22 protein-coding genes are annotated in these 20526 nt (G+C 38.8%); 6 read left to right on the forward strand and 16 right to left on the reverse strand.

Features of this window, described 5'->3' with window-relative positions:
• Window positions 1-15 precede the first annotated feature (15 nt).
• Together BUA97_RS02410 and BUA97_RS02415 are read left to right on the forward strand one after the other, a co-directional pair.
• The gene (locus tag BUA97_RS02410) at window positions 16-822 is read left to right on the forward strand and encodes a DUF4197 domain-containing protein (protein ID WP_072996261.1); all 807 of its coding nucleotides are present in this window, start codon (window positions 16-18) and stop codon (window positions 820-822) included.
• A 110-nt stretch (window positions 823-932) separates the two neighbouring features.
• The gene (locus BUA97_RS02415; RefSeq protein ID WP_072996262.1) at window positions 933-1394 is read left to right on the forward strand and encodes a PA2169 family four-helix-bundle protein; all 462 of its coding nucleotides are present in this window, start codon (window positions 933-935) and stop codon (window positions 1392-1394) included.
• A 74-nt stretch (window positions 1395-1468) separates the two neighbouring features.
• Here the strand turns inward: BUA97_RS02415 and BUA97_RS02420 are convergent, their stop codons facing one another.
• The 9 genes from BUA97_RS02420 to BUA97_RS02460 form a co-directional block, all read right to left on the reverse strand.
• On the reverse strand, window positions 1469-1999 hold the full coding sequence (locus BUA97_RS02420) for a hypothetical protein (protein WP_139258194.1): 531 nt from the start codon (window positions 1997-1999) through the stop codon (window positions 1469-1471).
• A 28-nt stretch (window positions 2000-2027) separates the two neighbouring features.
• A complete protein-coding gene (locus BUA97_RS02425) occupies window positions 2028-2639 on the reverse strand; it encodes a hypothetical protein (RefSeq protein WP_139258195.1) in 612 nt (203 codons plus the stop codon).
• A gap of 112 nt (window positions 2640-2751) precedes the next feature.
• Complete coding sequence (locus BUA97_RS02430; RefSeq protein WP_072996265.1) at window positions 2752-3147, reverse strand: hypothetical protein; 396 nt, start codon at window positions 3145-3147, stop codon at window positions 2752-2754.
• A 43-nt stretch (window positions 3148-3190) separates the two neighbouring features.
• Window positions 3191-3775 (reverse strand): YciE/YciF ferroxidase family protein, encoded by a 585-nt coding sequence (locus BUA97_RS02435; protein WP_072996266.1) that lies wholly within the window; start codon window positions 3773-3775, stop codon window positions 3191-3193.
• Between the two features lie 194 nt (window positions 3776-3969).
• On the reverse strand, window positions 3970-4629 hold the full coding sequence (locus BUA97_RS02440) for a DUF6766 family protein (protein ID WP_072996267.1): 660 nt from the start codon (window positions 4627-4629) through the stop codon (window positions 3970-3972).
• Between the two features lie 13 nt (window positions 4630-4642).
• Window positions 4643-6160: an FAD-dependent oxidoreductase gene (locus BUA97_RS02445; protein WP_072996268.1), complete on the reverse strand. Its 1518-nt coding sequence runs from the start codon at window positions 6158-6160 to the stop codon at window positions 4643-4645.
• An 18-nt stretch (window positions 6161-6178) separates the two neighbouring features.
• A complete protein-coding gene (locus BUA97_RS02450) occupies window positions 6179-7651 on the reverse strand; it encodes an alpha-amylase (RefSeq protein WP_072996269.1) in 1473 nt (490 codons plus the stop codon).
• 17 nt (window positions 7652-7668) lie between these two features.
• Entirely contained in the window at window positions 7669-8430 is a 762-nt protein-coding gene (locus tag BUA97_RS02455; RefSeq protein WP_072996270.1) for an SDR family oxidoreductase, read from the reverse strand.
• 6 nt (window positions 8431-8436) lie between these two features.
• A complete protein-coding gene (locus BUA97_RS02460; protein WP_245795791.1) occupies window positions 8437-9021 on the reverse strand; it encodes an SDR family NAD(P)-dependent oxidoreductase in 585 nt (194 codons plus the stop codon).
• A 324-nt stretch (window positions 9022-9345) separates the two neighbouring features.
• Here BUA97_RS02460 and BUA97_RS02465 point away from each other — a divergent pair, with 324 nt between their 5' ends.
• The gene (locus tag BUA97_RS02465; protein ID WP_072996271.1) at window positions 9346-9942 is read left to right on the forward strand and encodes a Crp/Fnr family transcriptional regulator; all 597 of its coding nucleotides are present in this window, start codon (window positions 9346-9348) and stop codon (window positions 9940-9942) included.
• 4 nt (window positions 9943-9946) lie between these two features.
• Here BUA97_RS02465 and BUA97_RS02470 read toward each other — a convergent pair whose 3' ends face one another.
• From BUA97_RS02470 to BUA97_RS02485, 4 genes are all read right to left on the reverse strand, one after another.
• Complete coding sequence (locus BUA97_RS02470; protein ID WP_072996272.1) at window positions 9947-10543, reverse strand: Crp/Fnr family transcriptional regulator; 597 nt, start codon at window positions 10541-10543, stop codon at window positions 9947-9949.
• Window positions 10544-11034: 491 nt separating this feature from the next.
• Entirely contained in the window at window positions 11035-13581 is a 2547-nt protein-coding gene (locus BUA97_RS02475) for a phosphoenolpyruvate carboxylase (RefSeq protein WP_072996273.1), read from the reverse strand.
• A gap of 68 nt (window positions 13582-13649) precedes the next feature.
• A complete protein-coding gene (locus tag BUA97_RS02480; protein WP_072996274.1) occupies window positions 13650-14090 on the reverse strand; it encodes an HRDC domain-containing protein in 441 nt (146 codons plus the stop codon).
• A gap of 60 nt (window positions 14091-14150) precedes the next feature.
• Window positions 14151-14483, reverse strand: a complete 333-nt coding sequence (locus BUA97_RS02485) for a single-stranded DNA-binding protein (protein ID WP_072996275.1) — start codon at window positions 14481-14483, stop codon at window positions 14151-14153.
• A gap of 366 nt (window positions 14484-14849) precedes the next feature.
• Here BUA97_RS02485 and BUA97_RS02490 point away from each other — a divergent pair, with 366 nt between their 5' ends.
• Together BUA97_RS02490 and BUA97_RS02495 are read left to right on the forward strand one after the other, a co-directional pair.
• On the forward strand, window positions 14850-15203 hold the full coding sequence (locus BUA97_RS02490) for a DUF2116 family Zn-ribbon domain-containing protein (RefSeq protein ID WP_072997183.1): 354 nt from the start codon (window positions 14850-14852) through the stop codon (window positions 15201-15203).
• Between the two features lie 2 nt (window positions 15204-15205).
• Entirely contained in the window at window positions 15206-16291 is a 1086-nt protein-coding gene (locus BUA97_RS02495) for an MBL fold metallo-hydrolase (protein WP_072996276.1), read from the forward strand.
• 14 nt (window positions 16292-16305) lie between these two features.
• Here the strand turns inward: BUA97_RS02495 and BUA97_RS02500 are convergent, their stop codons facing one another.
• The 3 genes from BUA97_RS02500 to BUA97_RS02510 form a co-directional block, all read right to left on the reverse strand.
• On the reverse strand, window positions 16306-16959 hold the full coding sequence (locus BUA97_RS02500; protein WP_072996277.1) for an HAD family hydrolase: 654 nt from the start codon (window positions 16957-16959) through the stop codon (window positions 16306-16308).
• 76 nt (window positions 16960-17035) lie between these two features.
• On the reverse strand, window positions 17036-18067 hold the full coding sequence (locus tag BUA97_RS02505) for a WD40/YVTN/BNR-like repeat-containing protein (protein ID WP_072996278.1): 1032 nt from the start codon (window positions 18065-18067) through the stop codon (window positions 17036-17038).
• A 181-nt stretch (window positions 18068-18248) separates the two neighbouring features.
• A complete protein-coding gene (locus BUA97_RS02510; RefSeq protein ID WP_072996279.1) occupies window positions 18249-19892 on the reverse strand; it encodes an APC family permease in 1644 nt (547 codons plus the stop codon).
• 238 nt (window positions 19893-20130) lie between these two features.
• On the opposite strand from BUA97_RS02510, the gene BUA97_RS02515 reads away from it, so the two are divergent.
• Entirely contained in the window at window positions 20131-20508 is a 378-nt protein-coding gene (locus BUA97_RS02515; RefSeq protein WP_072996280.1) for a hypothetical protein, read from the forward strand.
• The last annotated feature ends 18 nt before the right edge of the window (window positions 20509-20526 follow it).

Here is a 20526-nt window from a genome sequence, read left to right on the forward strand (position 1 = left end):
TTATAAAAATATCTAATGAGAAAAAATTATTTAATTGCTGCCGGATTGCTGATGTCAATCTCTGCACAGGCACAGATTTTTGATGCCCTGAAAAATGCCGTAAAAGATAAAACAGGCGTTGACCTCAGCAAAGAAAAAACCTATACAAAGGCTTCCAACAATACGGATACAAGCCCAAACACAGCAGCCAGCTCCGGCATCAACCTTGGCAACCTGACCTCTACCCAGATCTCATCAGGTTTAAAAGAAGCCCTGAATCTTGGTGTAAAAGAAGGGGTTCAAAAACTGGGCGTAACCGACGGATTTTATAAAAATGACCTGGTAAAGATCCTGATGCCGGAAAAATTAAGAAAAATCGACGCTACACTCAGAAGCCTGGGAATGGGCAGCCTGGCAGACCAGGGTGTAAAATTGCTGAACAGAGCAGCAGAAGATGCCGTAACGGAAGCTGCGCCGATCTTTGCCAACGCCATAACATCTATGACGATAACGGATGCAAAAAACATTCTTTTAGGAAACAATACGGCTGCAACAAACTATCTGCAGAGCAAGACCCAGACGCAGCTTTTCACGGCCTTCCAGCCGAAGGTGCAGGCGTCTCTCGGGAAAGTGGGCGCAGATACAGTCTGGAAGAATATCATTTCCAGATACAACTCTTTGACAGGACAAGCCGTAACCACCGACCTGAATGAATATGTGACTACAGAAACCATTAATGGTGTTTTCAAAATGGTAGCTGAAAAAGAAACAGGGATCCGGAATAACCCCGCACTAAGAACAACTTCGGTTCTTGAAAAAGTTTTTGGCGCGGTTAAGAAATAAGCTGGTCGGGATACTACCGCCCATTCATCAGTTATATTTTGCTCACAACTATACAATTCTCCGGAGAGGCACTATTATTGCAAGTTTTCCTCTAAATAATAGATATAAAAATGGAAAATAAAAAAACAATCGCAGTGCTGAATGATCTGCTGAACATTGTAAACGACAGAATGGAAGGATTTGAAAAAGTCGAAGGAAAGATCTGGGAAAAGAACCATGACCTGCAGGATAATTATGAACACATGACTTCCCAGACCAAGGTGATGAAAAATGAACTTATCAACCTGATAACGGAACGCGGCGGAACGCCGGATGATTCCACATCCCTGTCCGGAACGCTGCACAGGGCATGGATCGACATCAAAAATTCTTTCCTGGTGGACGGCATGGAAACCTATACGCTGGAGAATGTACTCTTCGGGGAAAATGCTGCTATTCAGACCTATCAGGAAGCTCTCGACACCGGAGATCTGGACAAAGACAGCAAGGAAATCGTAACGGAACAGCTGAAAAAAATAAAAGATGCCAGCCACGAGTTCAAGGGCATCCTTGACAATATAAAAGAAAATTAAAAAAAACAGGAGAAAATTCTCCTGTTCCTGCAAAAATCAAATATTTAAAATTACTCTAAATTCAATATAACAGGTCAGTAGTTTTTTTCATCCACTGTAAAAACCAGGTTACCCTTTATAACAAACAGCGAATGAAAAACATCGTCTTTCCGGAATCTCATGCCATAACTGACATGTCCATCCGAATGGCCTGATCCCAGCAGGGACATGAGTTCCTGTGATCCCAGATTATCGATCTTCCTGGAGCTGTCCTCAAAAATCCCCTTTACAAAAGTTAAAGAATTATCCTTTTCCATCAGATCAATGTGTTTTTTCCATCTGGAAAATGCATGTTGCGGGTTTTCTGTAGTCTGAAAAACATAGATTTCTCCTATCCTTCCATCATTGGTGTGGTGCTCTTCTATTCCCACATTATGATCCTCCAGCTCATACACCATCTGCTGAATCCCTAAAGGTGACCGGCTCACAGCAGGCTCTACAGACATGAACTTCCTGAAAGTCTCAATATCCTGCTTATAAAAATCAGAATAGCGCAGCAGATGCCCATGATCCTGACCAAAGCAAAAACTGCAGAAAAGTATAAAGGGAAAGAAAAATCTTGTCATAACATTATTACTTTTAACAGCACAACTTTCAGTAATCTATCAGTCCGTCCGTCATGCTTTTCCACTGTATCTTAGTCAACCTCAATGAGCCGCCGATAAAAACTATAAAATTCCTGATCTTACCAAAGAAGTCCGTTTTGGAAAAATTAGGGATCTCATTTCGTCCATAGACGCCGGCTTTGATCCAGTCAGCGCCTTTGCATATTACAAAGGAAGACGAAGATTTCCGTGAAAAAAAATGGGCAATGTGATTGCTTTTACTATCAGGGATCTTTGACGGCCTGCACATTATCAGGTATCTTTCTAGTCCGTTTTCATAAGTCTGATGATCTATTTTCACAATCTCTACCCAGTCAAACCCTTTGGCCTGTAGATCACCCGGCCCGGGAATATCGATCCGGACGAAATCACCAACTTTCGGCATTCTGTCCACAAAAGAGCCGGTACTGTCGAAGAGTTTGAAATCTGCCGACCATCCTCCACAATAATCCTTCCAGCGGTTGATGGAGAAGAAACGTTCTTTCAGTATCTCAAAATTCTGCGCAGCCACTTCCGAAGAGGAAAAATATTTCCTGCTTTCCGTATCGTGGTATGCACCTTTCACCTGATAAGGAATTCCCGGAATCGGTTTCGCTTTCATATTCATTATTATCTTTATAATTCTTAAATATCCTTTTTACAGGCTTTTTCAAATTTATAATAACACAGACCAAAGAATTATGACCTGAGTCATAATCACGAAAAAAGAGCAATTAATTGCTCTTTATTTTCAGTTCTTTTCCCGTCAGCACAAAATGAAGATTCTGAAGCTGGTGGATATAATGACATCTGATATAGTTTCCGAAGTATAAAAAACCCTCAAGAATCTTATCCTTGGAAAGATCAAAATCGTATTTACCAAACTCCGGCATGTCGTACCGGATCCTGGAATCTGAACGGTAACTTTCCTTGAATCCGAATTTTGACAGCCATTCGCTGGTTAGTCTGACAGGCTTCAACTGCTGGGAATCAATCGGGATTTTATTTGTTCCCTTCTGAATCTGAACCAGCGAAAGATTTGCATCCTTTTCCAGATTGAGCCCTACTACGGGAACAATATCATTTTCATATTGAAGAAGATTATAAAGTCTGAGTTCCTGAACTTCCATAAATGATAAAATTAATGATTAGGATAAATTACAGATGTTATATTTATTTTGCCTTCACTGCTTTTGAGTTAAGGTTGATGTCGGCAAGACTGCTCAGCAGCTCGTCGCATTTTTTTTCTTCCTCAAGCGTTTTAAGAAGAATTTTCAGAACATCAGATTCCTGCAGGATCTTGGCATATGCCGCAAGCGTTCCGTAGGTTGCGATCTCATAATGCTCTACTTTCTGTGCCGCTGCAATAATTCCTGCATCCCTCACAGTTCCAGGTTCTGTCTCTTCGATGATGCTATTACCTTCATCCAGCAGGCCCTGCATGGCATCGCATTTTTTAGCCTGTGCTTTTTTGCCTAATGCTTTGAAGCATTCTTCCAGGCGTGTAACATGGTTTTCTGTTTCAGCAAGGTGTTTATCAATAGCTGTTTTCAGCTTTTCGTTGGTTGCGTTCTTCATCATTTTCGGCAGGGCTTTCACCAATGCTTTTTCTGCCCAGTAGATGTCCTTCAGGCTATCTTCGAACAGATCATTAAGATCCTTGGCAGCATCTTTTTTTGCCGGTGTTTTCTTGGTTGCAGTTGTGCTTTTAGCTGCTGTCTTTGGTTTTGCAGCCGTAGATGATTTTGTAGTTGCCATAATTTTTTATGATTTAATGTTAATTAATACGAATACAATAATTATTACAAGTATCAAGCCAAAATAAATCAATTAAAATTATTTAAATTGATTTTATTCGCAATTAAATTACTTTATTTTTAAACATAACGCACTTGAAATCATTTTAAAACAACTTCTGAAAATAAACGAAAAATTAAGGTCCGACTAGGCCATTACGGCGTTTCGTCGTGGGGCATATCCACAGGCTTGGATTCGGGTGAGCCTTTTTCTCTCAGCCATACCGACAGGAGAACAATGGATGCTACAGCCAAAAATTCGCTTTGCCAGTTCTGAAAGGATTCGAACCAGAATCTGGACTCCAAAAGATAATCCGATGCACTGATAGTTGATTTATGTTTTACAATCTGTTGCGTATTATATTCTTTATAGCTACCATAAAAATGCAGTAAAAAGCTGATTAAAAACAAGATCCCAAAAGCAAGCGAAAGAGAATGTTTGTAGATGCGCAGCCAAATCCCTCCTTTTTTCACAGGCCATGGCGCGCGGGTGTGTGATTCCGGCTCTTTGTCCACCTCTTCTTTGCCTTCCAGGGATTTGGATTCGCTGGAACCTTTTTGCCTCAGTGAGACCGTCAGCAGGATATACAGCATCATTTGGAGGAACTCACTTTCCCAGTTTTCAAAAGTTGCCTGTATGAAATGCCCGCTCTGAGCGTATTGCCAAAAGCTCATTGCCGCATGCCCCTCTTCATCAAGCTCTTTATTCTCGGTACTCCAGCCTGTTAAGAACTGGCCGGCCCAAAAAATAAACATCAGCAAAATCAAAACTATACTCAGGCTGTTCCTGTAAAAGAAATTATGCTTAGATCTCATAACTGTATTAAAATCAAATATCCTTTTCTCTTATTTTTGTCAGATTAGTGACCGAAGGGGCAGTCAGAACTTTACCGTTGACGCTGAAACGAGAGCCATGGCAAGGGCAATCCCAGGAGATCTCTGCACTGTTCCAGCGCACATCGCATTTAGCATGCGGACAGGCGCTTTTCAGCAAGTGCATGCCACCACCTTTTTCTTTATAGACGGCATAGGATTCGCCTTCGTACTTTACAACTTTTCCTTCGCCCTCACTGATCTCTGCTAAAGAGGAAATTCTTTCCACAAATAATTTATCTTTAATGAAATCGGTTGCAACAGTGATATTTTCTTTTACAAATTCTGTGAAGCCTGCAATCGGCGTTATTCTTGACGGACTGAAAAGCCTGAAGTATTTACTGTTGCCCGTAAGAATCAGCTCGGAAATAATCCTGGAAGACAAGGTTCCGAAAATCATCCCGTTTCCCCTGAAACCTGTGGCTGTGAAAACGCGGAATGTTCCCGGCAATTTGCCGATGTAAGGCAGACTGTCCACAGGTTCATAATACTGGCTGGACCAGCTGTATCTCACGACATCCACATCGAAATACCGGCGGATATAGTTCTCGAGATTTGAAAAGCAGGCTCCTGTATCTTCGGAATGTCCGGTTTTATGATCTTCGCCTCCGGCAATCAACAGTTTTTCGCCATTCATCTCCTGTACCCGGTAATAATGGTAAGGATCCATGAGGTCATAGCCCAACACTTCCGGGTAGTTTCCATCCTTCAGGGTGAAGGCCATCGCATAACTTCTGTAAGGCGCATTGGTAAAATGAAGCATACTGATCCCGGGTGGAATATGCGTCGCATACACCAGGTTTTTTGCTTTGATAATGCCTTTTGAAGTGGTAATTGTTATATCTCCATCCTTTTCAGAATGGCTTTCACAGAAACAATTCTCCACCACCGTCCCGCCCAAACTAAGAAAGCTGCGGCACAATGCATCGATATATTTTATGGGATGAAACTGTGCCTGGCCAGGTATCTCAACAGCCTTTATAAATGGAATCGGAAACGAAATCTGGTGGATCAGATTCATTTCACAACCGACCTTGCCGGCAGCTTCCAGTATGTCATCCAGCTCTTTTGCCTCCTTTTCATCCAGAGCAAACAATTGCCCCGTCCTCTTCTCAAAATCACAGCTGATATGGTTCTCACTGATATTTTTTTCGATAATTCCGATGGCATCCTCTGCAGATTCAAAAAGAAGCTTAGCATCATCCAGCCCAAACTTACTGATGGCCTCGGAATAAGTTGTGTCCAGAAAATTATTGATATGTGCCGTGGTTCCGCCTGTGGTTCCGAATCCGACGTTTGCAGCTTCTATGAGAATGCATTTTTTTCCGGATTTTTGAAGTTCATAAGCGGTCGATACTCCCGTGATACCGCCGCCAACAACAGCAACATCATATTCAGTTTCAAACCTGAAGGCATCGGGAAAAGATCTAATCTCCTCCTGCCAGATACTTTTTCTTATACCGTCTCTGTTCATAGCTTATTATTTTAATCATTAATTTTTAATCCATACACTTACTGAAGCGGGGTTTACCCAAAAAGTTCCTTTACCGCTTTCATCTAACCTGATCGTTTCTTTGCGAAAGCCCAGCAAATCAATAAATGTTGCGAAAGCATTCTCTTTTCCAAGATGCATGTCTTTGTATCCTTCTTCGCTGTTAGAGATCAAGACTACGCAACCTCTATGGGTCTCGTCGCCTTTTCTGATCCAGGCGATACAATTGGGATGATCGAAATAATTGATCTGCTCACCATAGGCAAACTCCTGACGGGCTTTCATGAGATCAGGCAGAATTTCTACTTTAGGCATTATGATCTTCTGATCTTCACCATCAATATTTTTATCGACATATTCCACCCCGAAAAGGTCTGGATAGAACACGCACGGATAGGCATTTTCTGATAATAAAATAATGGCATAGGCAATCGGTCTGAACCAATCTTCCACGGTTGACTCCAAAGCCTGGAGCTTTTGGGTGTCGTGATTCCCGACAAATGAAACCGAACATTCCGGATTGCAGTTCAGGAAAGTTCCGTTCAGGATTTCGCTAAGATTATAATGCTCCTTTTCCTGTGATGCCCTGAAAAAATTAAAATGCAGCGGCACATCAAAAGAGCAAATCCTGTGATCCATTTTCTCGGAAAATCCTGAGATCTTATCCACATTATCTTTCCAAAACTCGCCAACCAGAAAAAAACCACTATCAATTTCTTGTTTGATATAATCGATCCATTCTTTCAGAAAATCAGTTGAGATATGTTTGAGTGCGTCCAGTCTGAGCCCGTCTACGTTTGTGGTATCAATGTACCATCTGATCCACCTTTTGAGCTCGTCTACCACAAAAGGATTCCTGAACTCTACATCAGCGCCCATCAGATAGTCGTAGTTGCCGAACTGGTGACTGACATGCTGATTCCATTCGGTTCCATATTCATTATGAATTTTGAATATGCCGTTCTGCTCGCCATCACCTGTTTGTATTTTATCAATCCCGCTGAAACATTGATGATCCCATATAAACTGAGAATATTTCCCATCTCTGCCTGGAAATGTGAATCGGGTCATGGCATCTGCCTGAAACTGATCACTGATCACTTGGTTTCTGTTATATTCATTGACTTTATGAACAGTAACTGTTTCCTGTTCATCCGCGCCCATGCGATGATTCAACACCACATCTGCGTAGACTTCCATTCCCAGTTCATGGGCTTTTTCTATTGCTTTGAGATAGTCTTGCTTTGTGCCGTAACGGGTTGGGATTCCGCCTTTCTGATTAAATTCTCCCAGATCATAAAGATCGTACACATCATAGCCACGACCATCATATCCCGATGCACATTTTACAGCCGGCGGAAACCAGATCGAAGTGAAGCCCAAGCTTTTTAAATAGTCTGCTTTATCAATAAACTCATTCCATAGTTTTCCCGGATGATACCAATGAAAAAACTGCAAAATAACCCCATTCATATTTTAAAATCATTTAATTAACCATTCACGATCAAGCCACCATTCGGATGAAGCACCTGTCCTGTGATCTGCGAAGAAGCTTTGGTTGCCAGAAACAGGAAGCTTGCAGCAACTTCTTCAGGTGTTGCATTTCTTTCCAGCGGTGGCTTGTTTGGATCTTCCTCTTCTTCGCCAAAGGTTTCCTTGGTGAGAGGTGTGGCAACCGGACCGGGCGCGACTGCATTCACCCGAATCCCTTTCGGCTTTGACTGTAAAGCCAATGACCTGGTAAACGTCACGATAGCACCTTTCGTTGCTGAATAATCCAGAAGCTGCTCATGACCCTGATATGCAGTTGCAGAAGTTGTATTGATAATACAGTCCCCTTTTTTAAGATTTGGGAATGCAGCCTGCGTAAGTAGAATCATCCCGATAATATTGGCATTGAAAGTGGTCCTGATATTTTCTTCTTTCAGTTCCATAATATCGTCTGCCGGAAACTGTATCCCCGCATTATTAATCAGAATATCCAGTTTTCCAAATTTGGATATGGTTTTATCTACGGATTCTTTACAAAATTGAGAATCATTAACATCTCCGGAAAACAAGAGCACTTTTCTTCCTAATTCTTCGATTTGCGATTTGGTTTTTTCTGCTTCGTTGTCATCACTGTGGTAGATAATCGCAATATTAGCACCCTCTTTTGCAAAAAGTAGGGCTACTGCTTTTCCGATGCCGCTATCTGCACCAGAGATCAGCACCGATTTGTCCTTTAATTGTAAAAAATTTTCCTTCGTCATACTTTATTATTTTTCGTTAACGGGTTTCTGCATTTCTGACATTCTGTAGACTACCATACTATCCGTTGTCATGTTAGCCATTGCAACTGTAAACTTATTGTTAAGTCCCGATACTACTTTATCTTCGCCATTCATCATGGCATGATAGCCATCCTTTGCCACATCAGCAGGATTTGCCAGATTCTCTGGATCTTCCATTATCTTGCTTCTGTTCATATTGGCCTTGTTGAAAAAATCTGTATCTGTAGGACCCGGCAAAAGTGCCATAACAGAAATTCCGGAATCCTTTAACTCTTCACGGATCGCTTCTGACCAGGACTGGACAAAAGCTTTTGTGCCGTGATAGACGGAATGCCATGGTCCGGGTGACTTGCTGGCGATGGAAGAAAGGTTAAGAATTTTTCCGCCAGCTTTGATCAGCCGGTCTTTTACAAATAATTTCGTTAAAATAATAACCGAAACAATGTTAAGATTTATAATATCAATTTCCCTGTGGATATCTGTCTCTTCAAACTTTCCGTGGACGCACTGTCCGGCATCATTGACTAGAATTTCCGGGCTGATTCCGTTAAGATTGAGTTCCGCAAACAAAGAGTAAACATCCCCCCGAACGACTGCCTTAATTTTTAGTGTTCATAACTTTAAATTTTTTATATTAATATTTTGGTGATAGATTATTTTTTCGTTACCAGTATTGAAAAAATAATCTGTAGTGAAGTGATAATCCAAAGCTACATCGAATGACATTTATCATCTTATGATTCAAATCATAACTATAGCAGTAAAGTAATTTTCTTTAACAAAAATATCTTGTAATTATTTCATTTAAGCAGTCGTTCAGAAAATATTTGGAGTTATTTTTGAATAAAGAAACCATTCAAAATAAAAAAATCATAACTTTATTAAAATAATATTATGTTAATTAAAGAAGAACTTTTGCTGGCTTATGGAGCAGAGATTGATTCGTTTGACCCGAATGATATTATATTCAACGAGGCTGATAAGCCCAGATATTATTACCAGATAATTTCCGGACGTATAAAACTGAATCACTATAATGAAGCAGGGAAAGAACTGATATTGGCAATATTACACAAAGGATTGAGTGTATGCGAGTTACTCCTGTTTATAGACAAAAGCTATCCAGTGAATGCAATAGTTCTGGAACCATCAAGGGTTATTAAACTTCCTAAAAAGAACTTCTTCCAAATGATGGATGAAAATCAGGAGATCTCCCGAGATGTCAATAAGTTTTTATCCGAAAGACTTTATTATAAATTCATAATGCTGGAAAATAATTCATCACTGAATGCGGAGGTAAGAATAAAAGGCGTAATGGATTATCATAAAAGTTTCTATACAGACCAGAGTGCGTTTTCTTTTGAAATCCCGCTCACAAGACAACAGCTTGCCTCTATCACTGGGTTACGCGTGGAGACGGTGATCAGAACTATAAAGAATCTCGAAAAACACAACGTAGTAAAAATCAGAAACGGAAAAATTCTTTATTAGAAGATCAATATAGAATCTTTCTGTTATGGATTTTTACAATATTTTCCCGCTCCAGGTTTTTGAGCGTCCGAATCGTAGTTTCTACCCTAAGACCTGTGATACTTGCCATTTGCTGCCTGGTGAGCGGAATCTGAAAGGAGAAAGGTTCCTGATCTGCCTGCAGGCTTTTCAGGTAATCCATCAGTGCCCTAAGCTTGGTTGCAGGATTTTTGGTAGAAAAAATCTGACCCATGACAAATTTAAAATACATCGAATCAGAAAAGCTCTGAATAATATTAATCCTGGTTTCAGGATAGTTTTCCAGCAAAGAGAAAAATTTATTTTTTGAAAGTCTCAGAATTGTACAGGGTGTTATTGCAACGGCATTCATCGGGTAAAGCTTATTCATGAAAAGCAAAAACTCGCCAATGCTATGTCCGTTTGTGAGAATACTCTGGATCATTTCCCGTCCGTCTTCGTTGTAATTATTAAGCTTCACCTCACCTTCCACAATCTGGTAGTAGTAAAGTGGCGAACTGCCTTCTGAGAAAATAATATCGCCAACACTGTATTCTTTGACTTTTGCTCCGGATAATTTTATAATAGTTTCTTCTATAACCATATTTCACTTACAGGCTTATGCTATCAAAAGCCTTTGACTCTTTAAAAAAATTCTGAAATCCTGCGATCTCAAGAATCCTAACGATGATTTAATTAATTGTTGATTCTGAATAATCCTAAACCATCATAATGACTTAAATGAAAAAATCAAGTCAAAAATTAATGTGAAAAATTAATACAGCTAATGTCCCTGACAGGAGACATTACTTGAAGTAATGGGACTTCTATTCCTGTTTGGAATAACGCCAGACTAAAGTTGAGAATAATAATTTCATAGTTTATTTTTTAATATCTCAAAATTATACAGAACTTCCATAACAATTTATGACCTGAGTCATATTGAAATAATAACAACAATTCATGAAAAAACTTTAAATCCTTACTTCAGATCGGTAAAATGAATAACAAATTGATTCGGACAAACACATAAAAAAAGCTAAAACAATTGTTTTAGCTTTTTTCACCATTTTAGAATTTGTAAATGATAGAATTTTATGCAGAGTTCCTGCTGGCATTGATATTTCCGAACAGAGATCGCATGACCAGTTTTTCATAAGCTTCGCGATTGCCTTCATTCTTTTGGATCTTCATCAATGCATATTGCTGAATGCTTAGCAACGGAAGCACAATCCTTTCACGGATCTTGATGGATTTTCTGTTAATAGGCTCTTCCTGCATTAGGATTTTGTATCCTGTCAGCTCCAGCATCATTTCTTTTGACAATGAGAACTCTGAAAAAAGAATATTCCAGAATTCGCCAAACTTTTCATGATTCCTCATGTAATAAGTCAATGGAAAATAGGTTTTATTCATACTCATCATAGAGTTAAGAACGAGGGTTTTAAAGAAATCTGATCCTTTGTAAAGTTCTTTCACCTCTTCAAATCTGCCTTCATCTTTCAAGGCTTTTAAGGCAGACCCAAATCCAAAAAATCCGGGAACGTTTTGTTTCAGTTGTGCCCAGGATCCTACAAAAGGAATAGCTCTCAGGTCTTCAAACTTCAGTTCAGAACCTGCACCTCTTTTGCTGGGGCGGCTTCCTATATTCGTCCGTCCATAATATTCTAAAGTACTCATTTCCTGCAGATAAGGGACAAACATTGGATGTGCTTTCAGATCAGAATAAGTTTGATAGCTTTTTTCTGCTAGCTCAGAAATCAGTCCTCTTTCATGATCATTGAGATCTTTTTTGATGCTTTTAAAAACATCATTTTCAATTCCGGCTGTCAATAACTGCTCAAAATTGAACTTTGCCTGATCCTTATTTCCAAAAACGCTTGTAATGGTTTGTCCTTGTATCGTCAGTTCGATTTGATTATTAGCGATCGTATTGCCTTGGGAAGCATAAAAATCATGTGTTTTTCCGCCGCCTCTGGCCGGTGGCCCGCCTCTGCCATCGAAGAAAATTACCTTTATTTCATTATCCTCGGAAACCTTCGTTAGTTTTTCTTTGGAAGTATAGATTTGCCAGTTTGCTTTCAGATAGCCGCCATCTTTGGTTCCGTCCGAAAAGCCAAGCATGATAAACTGCCTGCGATTACGTCTTTGCAGATGTTTTTTATAAACCGCATTACTATAAAGGGTTTTCATCACTTCTTCTGATTTGTCCAGGCCTTCCATGGTTTCGAACAACGGAACAATGTCTATATTCACTTCGTCATCAGAGTAACCACAAAGTTTCATCATGGCATACACATTCATGACATCCTTCACTTCATCGGAATTGGAGATGATGTAACGGTGCATACCTCTTTCTCCGTTTCTTTCCTGAATCATTTTTATATTATAGATACTCTTCAGAGTTTCGCAAGTCATTTCATCTTCAAAGTCATCAGGATTGAGAACTCTACCAGACTCCAAAAGATATATGATTTTCTCCTCGTTGGATTTTGAATCTGCTGTCATTCCGGATACTTTAACAAAAATATCATCAATAACTTTCTGATGAATTCTGCTGTCCTGACGAATGTCCAGAGTTGCAAAATGTGTCCCGAAGATCTTCACCCTGTCCCTGTAATCATCCAATACATCTCTGAATAAACCGTTATGCTGCTCCACAAGAATATTCTCAGCTTCATCCAGCTGCGAAATAATCTCTTCAGAAGAAATTGTAATATCTTTCTGAAAAATAGATGCATACAGTTTTTTACTCAGTTTTTCCAAAATATCAGACACTCCCCGAAAACTAAGTCTTCTCCTTACATTTTTCAGATGTCCATAATAATCCTTCAGAATAGAAATCCTAAGTTCCTCTGCTACTTTCAGTGTTATGTCTGCGGTTACAAAAGGATTGCCGTCCCGGTCACCTCCTGGCCAGAAACCTAGCTGAACAATATCTGTACTTGGTGTAAAATTGGAAGTTCCGTAAACTTGCTTAATCTTCCTGTATAACTCGCCAATACTTTGATAGTAAACATATCTGAGATAATAAATTATGCTCATGGCCTCATCCAGAGGTGTCGGTCTTTCTTTATTGACAAAGGGTGTTTTTCCTAACTGTTGTAGTAATGTATCAATCTGAGTAACAGAATCATGGATAATTGCATCTCTAAGGTCATGGATAATTCTCTGAACAGCATTAGGATAGAATTGTGTAGGGTGCGCCGTGAATACTATTTTAATCGCAAAATCATCCATCTTTTTGCGGATCGCATTGAGATGATGCTCCTGTGTTGCCCTCTCATAGAGATTCATCACCGTTCCGGAGTCACTTTCCTTATGCAGCTGCTGAAAGGCTGCGTCTTCTATACTGTCAAATAATACAACCTGACGTTCTATGTACTGGATGATCTTGAACAGCAATTCCAACTTTTGATCCTCGGTTTCCAGCTCAGTATGTTTCTGAAAAAACTCTTCTACAATTTCCTCTGGCGACTTACCCAGCTGATAGCCGTCCTTGCTTTCCTCATAAAGAAAAGGTAGCAACATCCCGATATTTGTCATTTTATCATACGGCAAACTCATAAAAAGAGAATTGTAGATCTGGAATTTATTTTCTACAATCTGCCGGAATTTTTCAATTTTCTGATCGTTTAGCATATAACAAATATACGTACAAACTCACATTTCAATCCTATGAGATGCTTTTTTTTATAGTAAATTTATTATTAAGCATCTCCCAAAATTTCAATGATGTCACTTCCGAATTTTTCTATTTTTAATTTTCCCAACCCGCTGATATATTCCATGTCCTCAATATTGGAAGGCTTATATCTTGCGATGGACATAAGATGGGTATTATGAAAAATAATATAGGATGGTATTTTGAGTGCATCGGATTTTTCTGATCGCCACTTTTTTAATTTATTGTAGATCACCATTTCCTCCTCCGAAAGTTCGCTTTCTGATTTTATTTTTATTTTAGCGGGCTTGGAATTGCCTGCTTTTTCCTGATAATGAAGCAGAACTGACCAGAAATTAATGTCGTCGTTGATCAGGTTTGTACTTACATTAATAATGTCGTACCTGTCAAAATAGTCATTCACCACCGCTTCGTCCATATTCTGATATTGATCAGAAATCCTGATTTTCAATACTTTAATTTTCATGACAATAATTAAATAAAAATGGATAAGCCTGAAGCGTATCCACAATACATTAAAATTAAATTATTTGGATCCCAGCAAAATCAACTCTTCAATTCTGATCTCAGTCAGCATACGCTTTACCCCTTCTTTATCATCGTAAGACCGGTAAGTCAGCTTCCCTTCTACAGCGATCTCTTTACCCTTTGTAATATATTTCTCCATAATATCAACGGTTTTTCCAAAGGCAACAAGATTGTGCCACTGCGTTTCCTCCACCTTTTCACCGGCAGCATTGATATAAAAATCATTGGTAGCCAGGGTAACAGTTGCTTTTCTATTTCCGTTTTCGAAAGTATAAATTTCTACCTCCTTTCCTGTGTGTCCGATTAATGACACTTTGTTTCTTAATGACATAATAGTAATATTTTTATAATTAAACTTCTAAAGCCAGGACGTCCATGCCTGTTTCCTGATTTTACTGTTACAAATTTTCATCAAACCCGTAATCTGATTCGGTTAAAAAGTATTTATATCCGTTTGTAATCGTTTGTAATTGGATAAGAAATTTTATTTGAATGGTTATGGAAAAATTTATAATTTAGAAACATTGAAAAACATCTTCCGTGTTATAATTATCAATTCGGAATTGACGGTTCTTGTTCACTGATTGTTCGCAGCCCGACCTGAGTGGAGCTCTTTTTGCGGAGCGGAGCGGAACAAAAAAGCGGGAACGGAGGGCGGAAAAAGCTGCCCAAAAAATTAAATAGAAAAAAAACACAAATGGAACACCTGACCTGCCCGGAATGTGGCGACAAAATCATCGGAAGATCCGACAAGAAGTTTTGCTCTGATGCCTGCCGAAATGCCTTCAACAACAAGCAAAATAAAACCAAGACCAACTATATGCGGAATGTGAACAATAAGCTCCGCAAAAACTACCGTATACTTTCGGAATATAATTTTGAAGGAAAAACAAAAGTCAATCGTCTTAAATTGCAGAATGCCGGTTTTGATTTTGATTACGTGACACAGATCGTGACTTACAAAAACGGTTCGCAATATCTTTTCGTGTACGACCAGGGTTATAAAGTCCTGGACCACGACTGGATTTTAATTGTAAAAAAGAACGACTGATTATGATTTTTATTTTTCTGGTTTTATTACTCGCAGTGTCCATTTATCTTTATAATCTACCGGTTTTTGGCGGGCATTTTTCCGGCAAACGGCTGGTCCGGATGAAACTCTCTCCCAATTACATGGACGGTGTTTTTCAGAATCTCAGTGATACACCATCACTGGCTGAGGGATTCACGATGAGAAAGGTTCTTTGGGAATTTCTGACGGACAAAACCGAAAATAAAAAACCCAAGCATCCGTTGTCCTCTCAGAAAACTGATTTAAAAGACCGACCCGAGACAGAAAATTTTCTGGTTTGGATGGGACATTCTTCTTATTATTTTCAGCTTGGTGGGAAAAGATTTTTGGTGGATCCTGTTTTCAGCGGCAATGCCTCTCCTATTCCGGGAACTACGAAGGCTTTTGCCGGAAGTGATATTTACTCTGCCGGTGATTTTCCGGAAATTGATTTCCTTATTATTTCCCACGACCATTATGACCATTTGGATTATAAAACAATAATGCTACTTAAACCAAAAATTGATCACATCATCTGTGGTCTCGGTGTTGGTTCTCATTTTGAAAAATGGGGCTTTGATGAAGATCAGATTACAGAACTGGACTGGTACGATGAATCGGAAATCGCTAAGGAATTTAAAATAACATCTACACCTGCAAGACATTTTTCCGGTAGAAGATTCAGGAGAAACAATACACTATGGTCATCTTACGTGTTGGAAACACAGGAGCAAAAGATCTTTCTGGGTGGTGACAGCGGTTATGATTATCATTTCAAAGAAATTGGTAAAAAGTTCGGTCCTTTTGACTGGGCAATCCTGGAAAACGGACAGTACAATGAAAAATGGCGGTACATCCATACTCTGCCGGAAGAATTTGTAAAAGCTGCAGAAGATCTTAACGTCAGAAACGTATTGCCTGTACACTCCGGGAAATTTTCTCTTGCTCAGCATGCATGGAATGAGCCTTTACAAAAAGTTACTGAAAACAGCAGAGGTAAAAATTTCAGGATCGCAACACCGATGATTGGTGAAAAAGTAAATCTGAATGATGATTCTCAAAATTTTTCTGAATGGTGGAATGCTTAATTGAACTGATTTTTTTAGATCAATGCCAATGATTCTACTTTCAACTCATCAAAATGGTTGATGACCAAATCTGCGGATTCATAATTCTGATTTTTACTGTTTTCGCTTTTGTAGCCAATGCAGAAAATCCCGGCTCCGTTTGCTGCCAGGATTCCGTTTGTGCTGTCCTCTATCACGATGCAATCGGATTTGTCATTTCCAGAAAGTCTTTGTGCCTCTATGAAAATTGCTGGATTCGGTTTAGATTCCGGGAAATCTTCGCCACTTACGAGATGTGAGAAAAAAGGAAATAAATTGAATCTTTTGAAAACGCGGTCAATTGTAGATTTGGCAGCAGAAGATGCCAATATTAATTGAAAATTGGCGGAATGCAGATTCTTAATCAAAACCTCGACACCATCTAATAATTTCAAAGCCGGATCGGAATCAAATAAACCGTAGAAAATGGTTCTTTTTCTTTCCGTTAATTCCTCAACATTGGTTTGGATTCCGAAAATATCTTTGATCATTTGATAGACATTTTTGGTAGATTTTCCTGTAAATTTTGAGAATAATTCTGAGTCTACATCAATATTCAGTTCTGCGAAATGCTGATAGTAAGCTGTTTTATGAAGCGGTTCTGTATCCACTATCACGCCGTCCATATCAAAAATAACCGTATTTTTCATCTGCAAATTGTTCTGCCAGTTTCATTAATTCGGTGCAAAAATAGGGATTGATAATTAAATCAGGACGATTTAAAAATTATTGAAATGTTAATTTGATAATTTTATCCTTTCCTGCCAGAATCAAAGTATCGTGATTCAGCCATTCGCAGGCGTAGAGATTCTTTTCGCCGGAGATTTTCGTCCACGTTTTTCCGTAATCTGAGGAGAAACTGATGTGCTGATCTCCAACCGAAACAATCTCTTTCCCTTTGGTTTTTGGACGAAATTTCACACAGGTCATATAGCCTGCATTCTGTCCGCTGGCCTGGATTTGCCACGTTTTTCCACTGTCTTTGGTTGTCGCAATGTTATTGCTATTATCAGATTGCATAGTGTAATCTCCACCGACTGCAATGCCAAACTTTTTGTCGTAAAAATCTATTGAGTAAATTCCTTGAGAAGATGTTCCCTGAACGAAAGGAGTTTCAAAAACTTGCCATTTCCAATCACATTTTTTGTTTTTCATCCTGTAAATTCTGGATTTGGAACCGCCAGTTGCGATCCAAATGAAATTTCCCGCACTTGCAATATTAGTATTACTCGCTGCAAAAGCGGCTTCTCCTTTTTCCAGTAATGGAAAATTTTTACAATTACTACAATGTTCCCAACCTTCTCCTCCATTTCTAGTCTGCGATATATTGAGCTTCTGATTTTCTGAAGGGTCGCTAAATGCAATTGCAAAAGAATCATCAACGAATTTCAATGCATCGTAGAAAGCAGTTTTTGTATTATCGTAAAATACCAGTTCATCTCTCAGAGTGTTTTTGTCTATTTGAAAAAAATAAGCCGGACTTTCGATATTGATTGCATAAAAATATTCATTATTCTGAGCTAAGGTTCGAAACTGCAGTTTTTTTTCTTTCAATAAGAATATTTGTTTTTTATCAGATTTATCTTCAAGATTGACATAACCAAACTTAGAATCAGTTCCTGCATACCAGACTTTCCCATCCCAGATTTGAATAGCCCGGATACTGATTTTGTCGGTCAATAAGGTATCAATTTTGATTTTTTGAGACAGTAAAAATGTAGAGATAATTACGAAAGTAAAAGTGATTAGTTTTTTCATTTTATAAAATTAATGAAAGTTTGGGAATTTTGATTTGACAAAGTTTGATTTTGCAGGCAAAATCTATAGCCCCGATAGTAGCGGCATCCTTTTTCTTTTTTCCCAAAAAAAGAAAAAGATATAGCGGATAGCGGGATTAGGCTCCAAAAAAAATTCCGCTGTTGAAAGCGGAATTGTATGATTAATGTTTGTTGTCTATGTCGATATCCACATCTTGCAAGGGCTCCTGTTCTGCTTTGAAAGTTTCTCCAAATCCTCCGTTCTGAAGTTTTGAATTTCTCTTACTGTACAAGAAATAGATTATAAATCCTAGAACTAACCAAGCGATTGAATATTTCTGAGCTTCAGGGCTTAAGTTAATTATCAAATAAACGTTGATTAGAATCCCCAATGTTGCAATAACGGGTAAAGCCGGAACTCTGAAGTTTCTCTGAAGATTCGGTTCTTTTTTTCTTAGAATCCAAACCGCTACACATACCATTGTAAAGGCAAACAAAGTTCCGAAACTGGTCATATGTGCCAAATCGTTAATCGGGGTAAATGCCGCAACAACTGCAATCACCGCTCCTAAAATGTATAAATTCTTTTTAGGAACTCCAGCTTTGGCATCTACTTTTGAGAAAGTGGAGGGAATCAAACCATCTTTTGACATTCCCAGAAAAATTCTGGATTGTCCCATAATCATTACCATTAGTACAGAAATTAAACCAACTGTCGCCGCAATCGTAATAATATAACCAGCCCAAGCCTGTCCGGCAATATCGAAAGCGTAAGCTACAGGCGCTTTGATGGCGTCAGGATATTTACCCAATGGATTGAAGTCTGTATAATGCATCATTCCTGTCAGAACCAAAGAAACCAAAATGTATAAAACGGTACAAACCACCAACGATGTGATGATAGCGAAAGGAACATCTTTCTTAGGGTTAATTGCTTCACCAGCCTGAGTAGAAACGGCATCGAAACCAACATAAGCAAAGAAAATAGCGGCGGCTCCTGCAATAATCCCTCCATAACCGTAGGCTGGTTCAGCTTTTCCGTTTTCGATGATTGTTGTAGCTTCCGGAATAAATGGTGTCCAGTTATCAACATTGATGAAAAATACACCTGCAATAATCACAAAAATAATGGCTGAAACTTTCAGAATTACAATCGCATTGTTAGCTTTTGCTGCACCTTTTGTTCCTCTAACTAAAATCGAAATTACCAATAAAACGATAACCAATGCAGGAAGATTCAGGAACAATTTCATGTTTAAAAGTTCCGGTGCAGCATTGAAGTTATTGATTGTTTCCTGAAAAGCCTGTAATTTTTCTAATGGCAAACCGCCTTTCGCAATTTGAGAAGTCGCTTCTCCAAAAGCTTTCTTAGCCGTTCCCGGGTCTGTAGTCATCCAATATGGCAAATGCAGACCAAACATCTTGAGTAATTTCCCAAAATATCCGGACCAGGAAACTGCAACTGTCATGGAACCCATTGCATATTCCAGAATCAATCCCCAACCGATTATCCATGCAAAAATCTCTCCTACAGTTCCGTAGGCATAAGCGTAAGCCGAACCTTCCACCGGAAGTATGGATGCAAATTCGGCATAGCAAAGTGCCGCGAAAACACAGGCAATGCCAGCAACCACAAAAGAAAGTGCTAAAGCAGGACCAGCGTTGTAATAAGCACCTGTACCCGTTAAAACAAAAATACCACCTCCAATGATGGCACCAATCCCGATAGCTGTTAAACTCCATTTTCCCAATACGCGTTTCAGCTGACTTTTCTTGATGTCCGCTTCGTACGCTTCCATTGGCTTTTTAATCCAAATATTTGACATAGTTTGTAAATTTTTTACCCTTTTAATAGAAAGGGCCCTTTCTTCGTTTATTTATTTTTGAATTACGAAAATATTAAAAAAATATCATCCTTAACATTTTTTAACTAATTTATTTTGATTTTCGTTACCAGTAATTATTATTAGCAGGATGTTTTCTATCCCAGAAAAGACTTTTCTGTCCCAAAGAATATTGATTAGTGAAGAGATTTTTTAAATTTGGCGTGTTGATAATATTTTCATGAAATTATTGTATAGATTATTGGTTTTCTGTCTTTTGTTAAGTGGATATATTGTTGTGGCTCAAGATATTTCTGTAGCAGAAGAAATTAAGAAAATCGATAGTCTTATTGAAAATTATCAATTTGAACTTGCTCAGAAAAAAACAGACAGCCTTTACAAGACAAAAACAGGTAAAAGTCAATTTTTAGAAGTCCGTTTCCGACAAGCCTTGTTACTTGACAAACAAGAAGAATCTTCCGTAGAATCTCTAAAGGTTTTATTAAGCATAATAGATGATTCTGAAAATGCAGGTTTACATTCGCTCTCCTGCAGAATATATTTATTAACTGCTTTAGCTTATGAAAAGTCGCAGAATTTTGAATTGACAAACCTCTAAACAAAGCTTATAAAACAT

It is taken from the genome of Epilithonimonas mollis, assembly GCF_900142325.1.
In the GTDB taxonomy this organism is placed as follows: domain Bacteria; phylum Bacteroidota; class Bacteroidia; order Flavobacteriales; family Weeksellaceae; genus Epilithonimonas; species Epilithonimonas mollis.

Coding starts and splice junctions, on each gene's coding strand:
- BUA97_RS02455 (WP_072996270.1), bottom strand. CDS start 8,430: ATGACGAAGGAAAATTTTTTACAATTAAAGGACAAATCGGTGCTGATC.
- BUA97_RS02410 (WP_072996261.1), top strand. CDS start 16: ATGAGAAAAAATTATTTAATTGCTGCCGGATTGCTGATGTCAATCTCT.
- BUA97_RS02505 (WP_072996278.1), bottom strand. CDS start 18,067: ATGAAAAAACTAATCACTTTTACTTTCGTAATTATCTCTACATTTTTA.
- BUA97_RS02500 (WP_072996277.1), bottom strand. CDS start 16,959: ATGAAAAATACGGTTATTTTTGATATGGACGGCGTGATAGTGGATACA.
- BUA97_RS02435 (WP_072996266.1), bottom strand. CDS start 3,775: ATGGCAACTACAAAATCATCTACGGCTGCAAAACCAAAGACAGCAGCT.
- BUA97_RS02415 (WP_072996262.1), top strand. CDS start 933: ATGGAAAATAAAAAAACAATCGCAGTGCTGAATGATCTGCTGAACATT.
- BUA97_RS02430 (WP_072996265.1), bottom strand. CDS start 3,147: ATGGAAGTTCAGGAACTCAGACTTTATAATCTTCTTCAATATGAAAAT.
- BUA97_RS02470 (WP_072996272.1), bottom strand. CDS start 10,543: ATGGTTATAGAAGAAACTATTATAAAATTATCCGGAGCAAAAGTCAAA.
- BUA97_RS02440 (WP_072996267.1), bottom strand. CDS start 4,629: ATGAGATCTAAGCATAATTTCTTTTACAGGAACAGCCTGAGTATAGTT.
- BUA97_RS02425 (WP_139258195.1), bottom strand. CDS start 2,639: ATGAAAGCGAAACCGATTCCGGGAATTCCTTATCAGGTGAAAGGTGCA.
- BUA97_RS02490 (WP_072997183.1), top strand. CDS start 14,850: ATGGAACACCTGACCTGCCCGGAATGTGGCGACAAAATCATCGGAAGA.
- BUA97_RS02485 (WP_072996275.1), bottom strand. CDS start 14,483: ATGTCATTAAGAAACAAAGTGTCATTAATCGGACACACAGGAAAGGAG.
- BUA97_RS02510 (WP_072996279.1), bottom strand. CDS start 19,892: ATGTCAAATATTTGGATTAAAAAGCCAATGGAAGCGTACGAAGCGGAC.
- BUA97_RS02450 (WP_072996269.1), bottom strand. CDS start 7,651: ATGAATGGGGTTATTTTGCAGTTTTTTCATTGGTATCATCCGGGAAAA.
- BUA97_RS02465 (WP_072996271.1), top strand. CDS start 9,346: ATGTTAATTAAAGAAGAACTTTTGCTGGCTTATGGAGCAGAGATTGAT.
- BUA97_RS02515 (WP_072996280.1), top strand. CDS start 20,131: ATGAAATTATTGTATAGATTATTGGTTTTCTGTCTTTTGTTAAGTGGA.
- BUA97_RS02495 (WP_072996276.1), top strand. CDS start 15,206: ATGATTTTTATTTTTCTGGTTTTATTACTCGCAGTGTCCATTTATCTT.
- BUA97_RS02475 (WP_072996273.1), bottom strand. CDS start 13,581: ATGCTAAACGATCAGAAAATTGAAAAATTCCGGCAGATTGTAGAAAAT.
- BUA97_RS02420 (WP_139258194.1), bottom strand. CDS start 1,999: ATGACAAGATTTTTCTTTCCCTTTATACTTTTCTGCAGTTTTTGCTTT.
- BUA97_RS02480 (WP_072996274.1), bottom strand. CDS start 14,090: ATGAAAATTAAAGTATTGAAAATCAGGATTTCTGATCAATATCAGAAT.
- BUA97_RS02445 (WP_072996268.1), bottom strand. CDS start 6,160: ATGAACAGAGACGGTATAAGAAAAAGTATCTGGCAGGAGGAGATTAGA.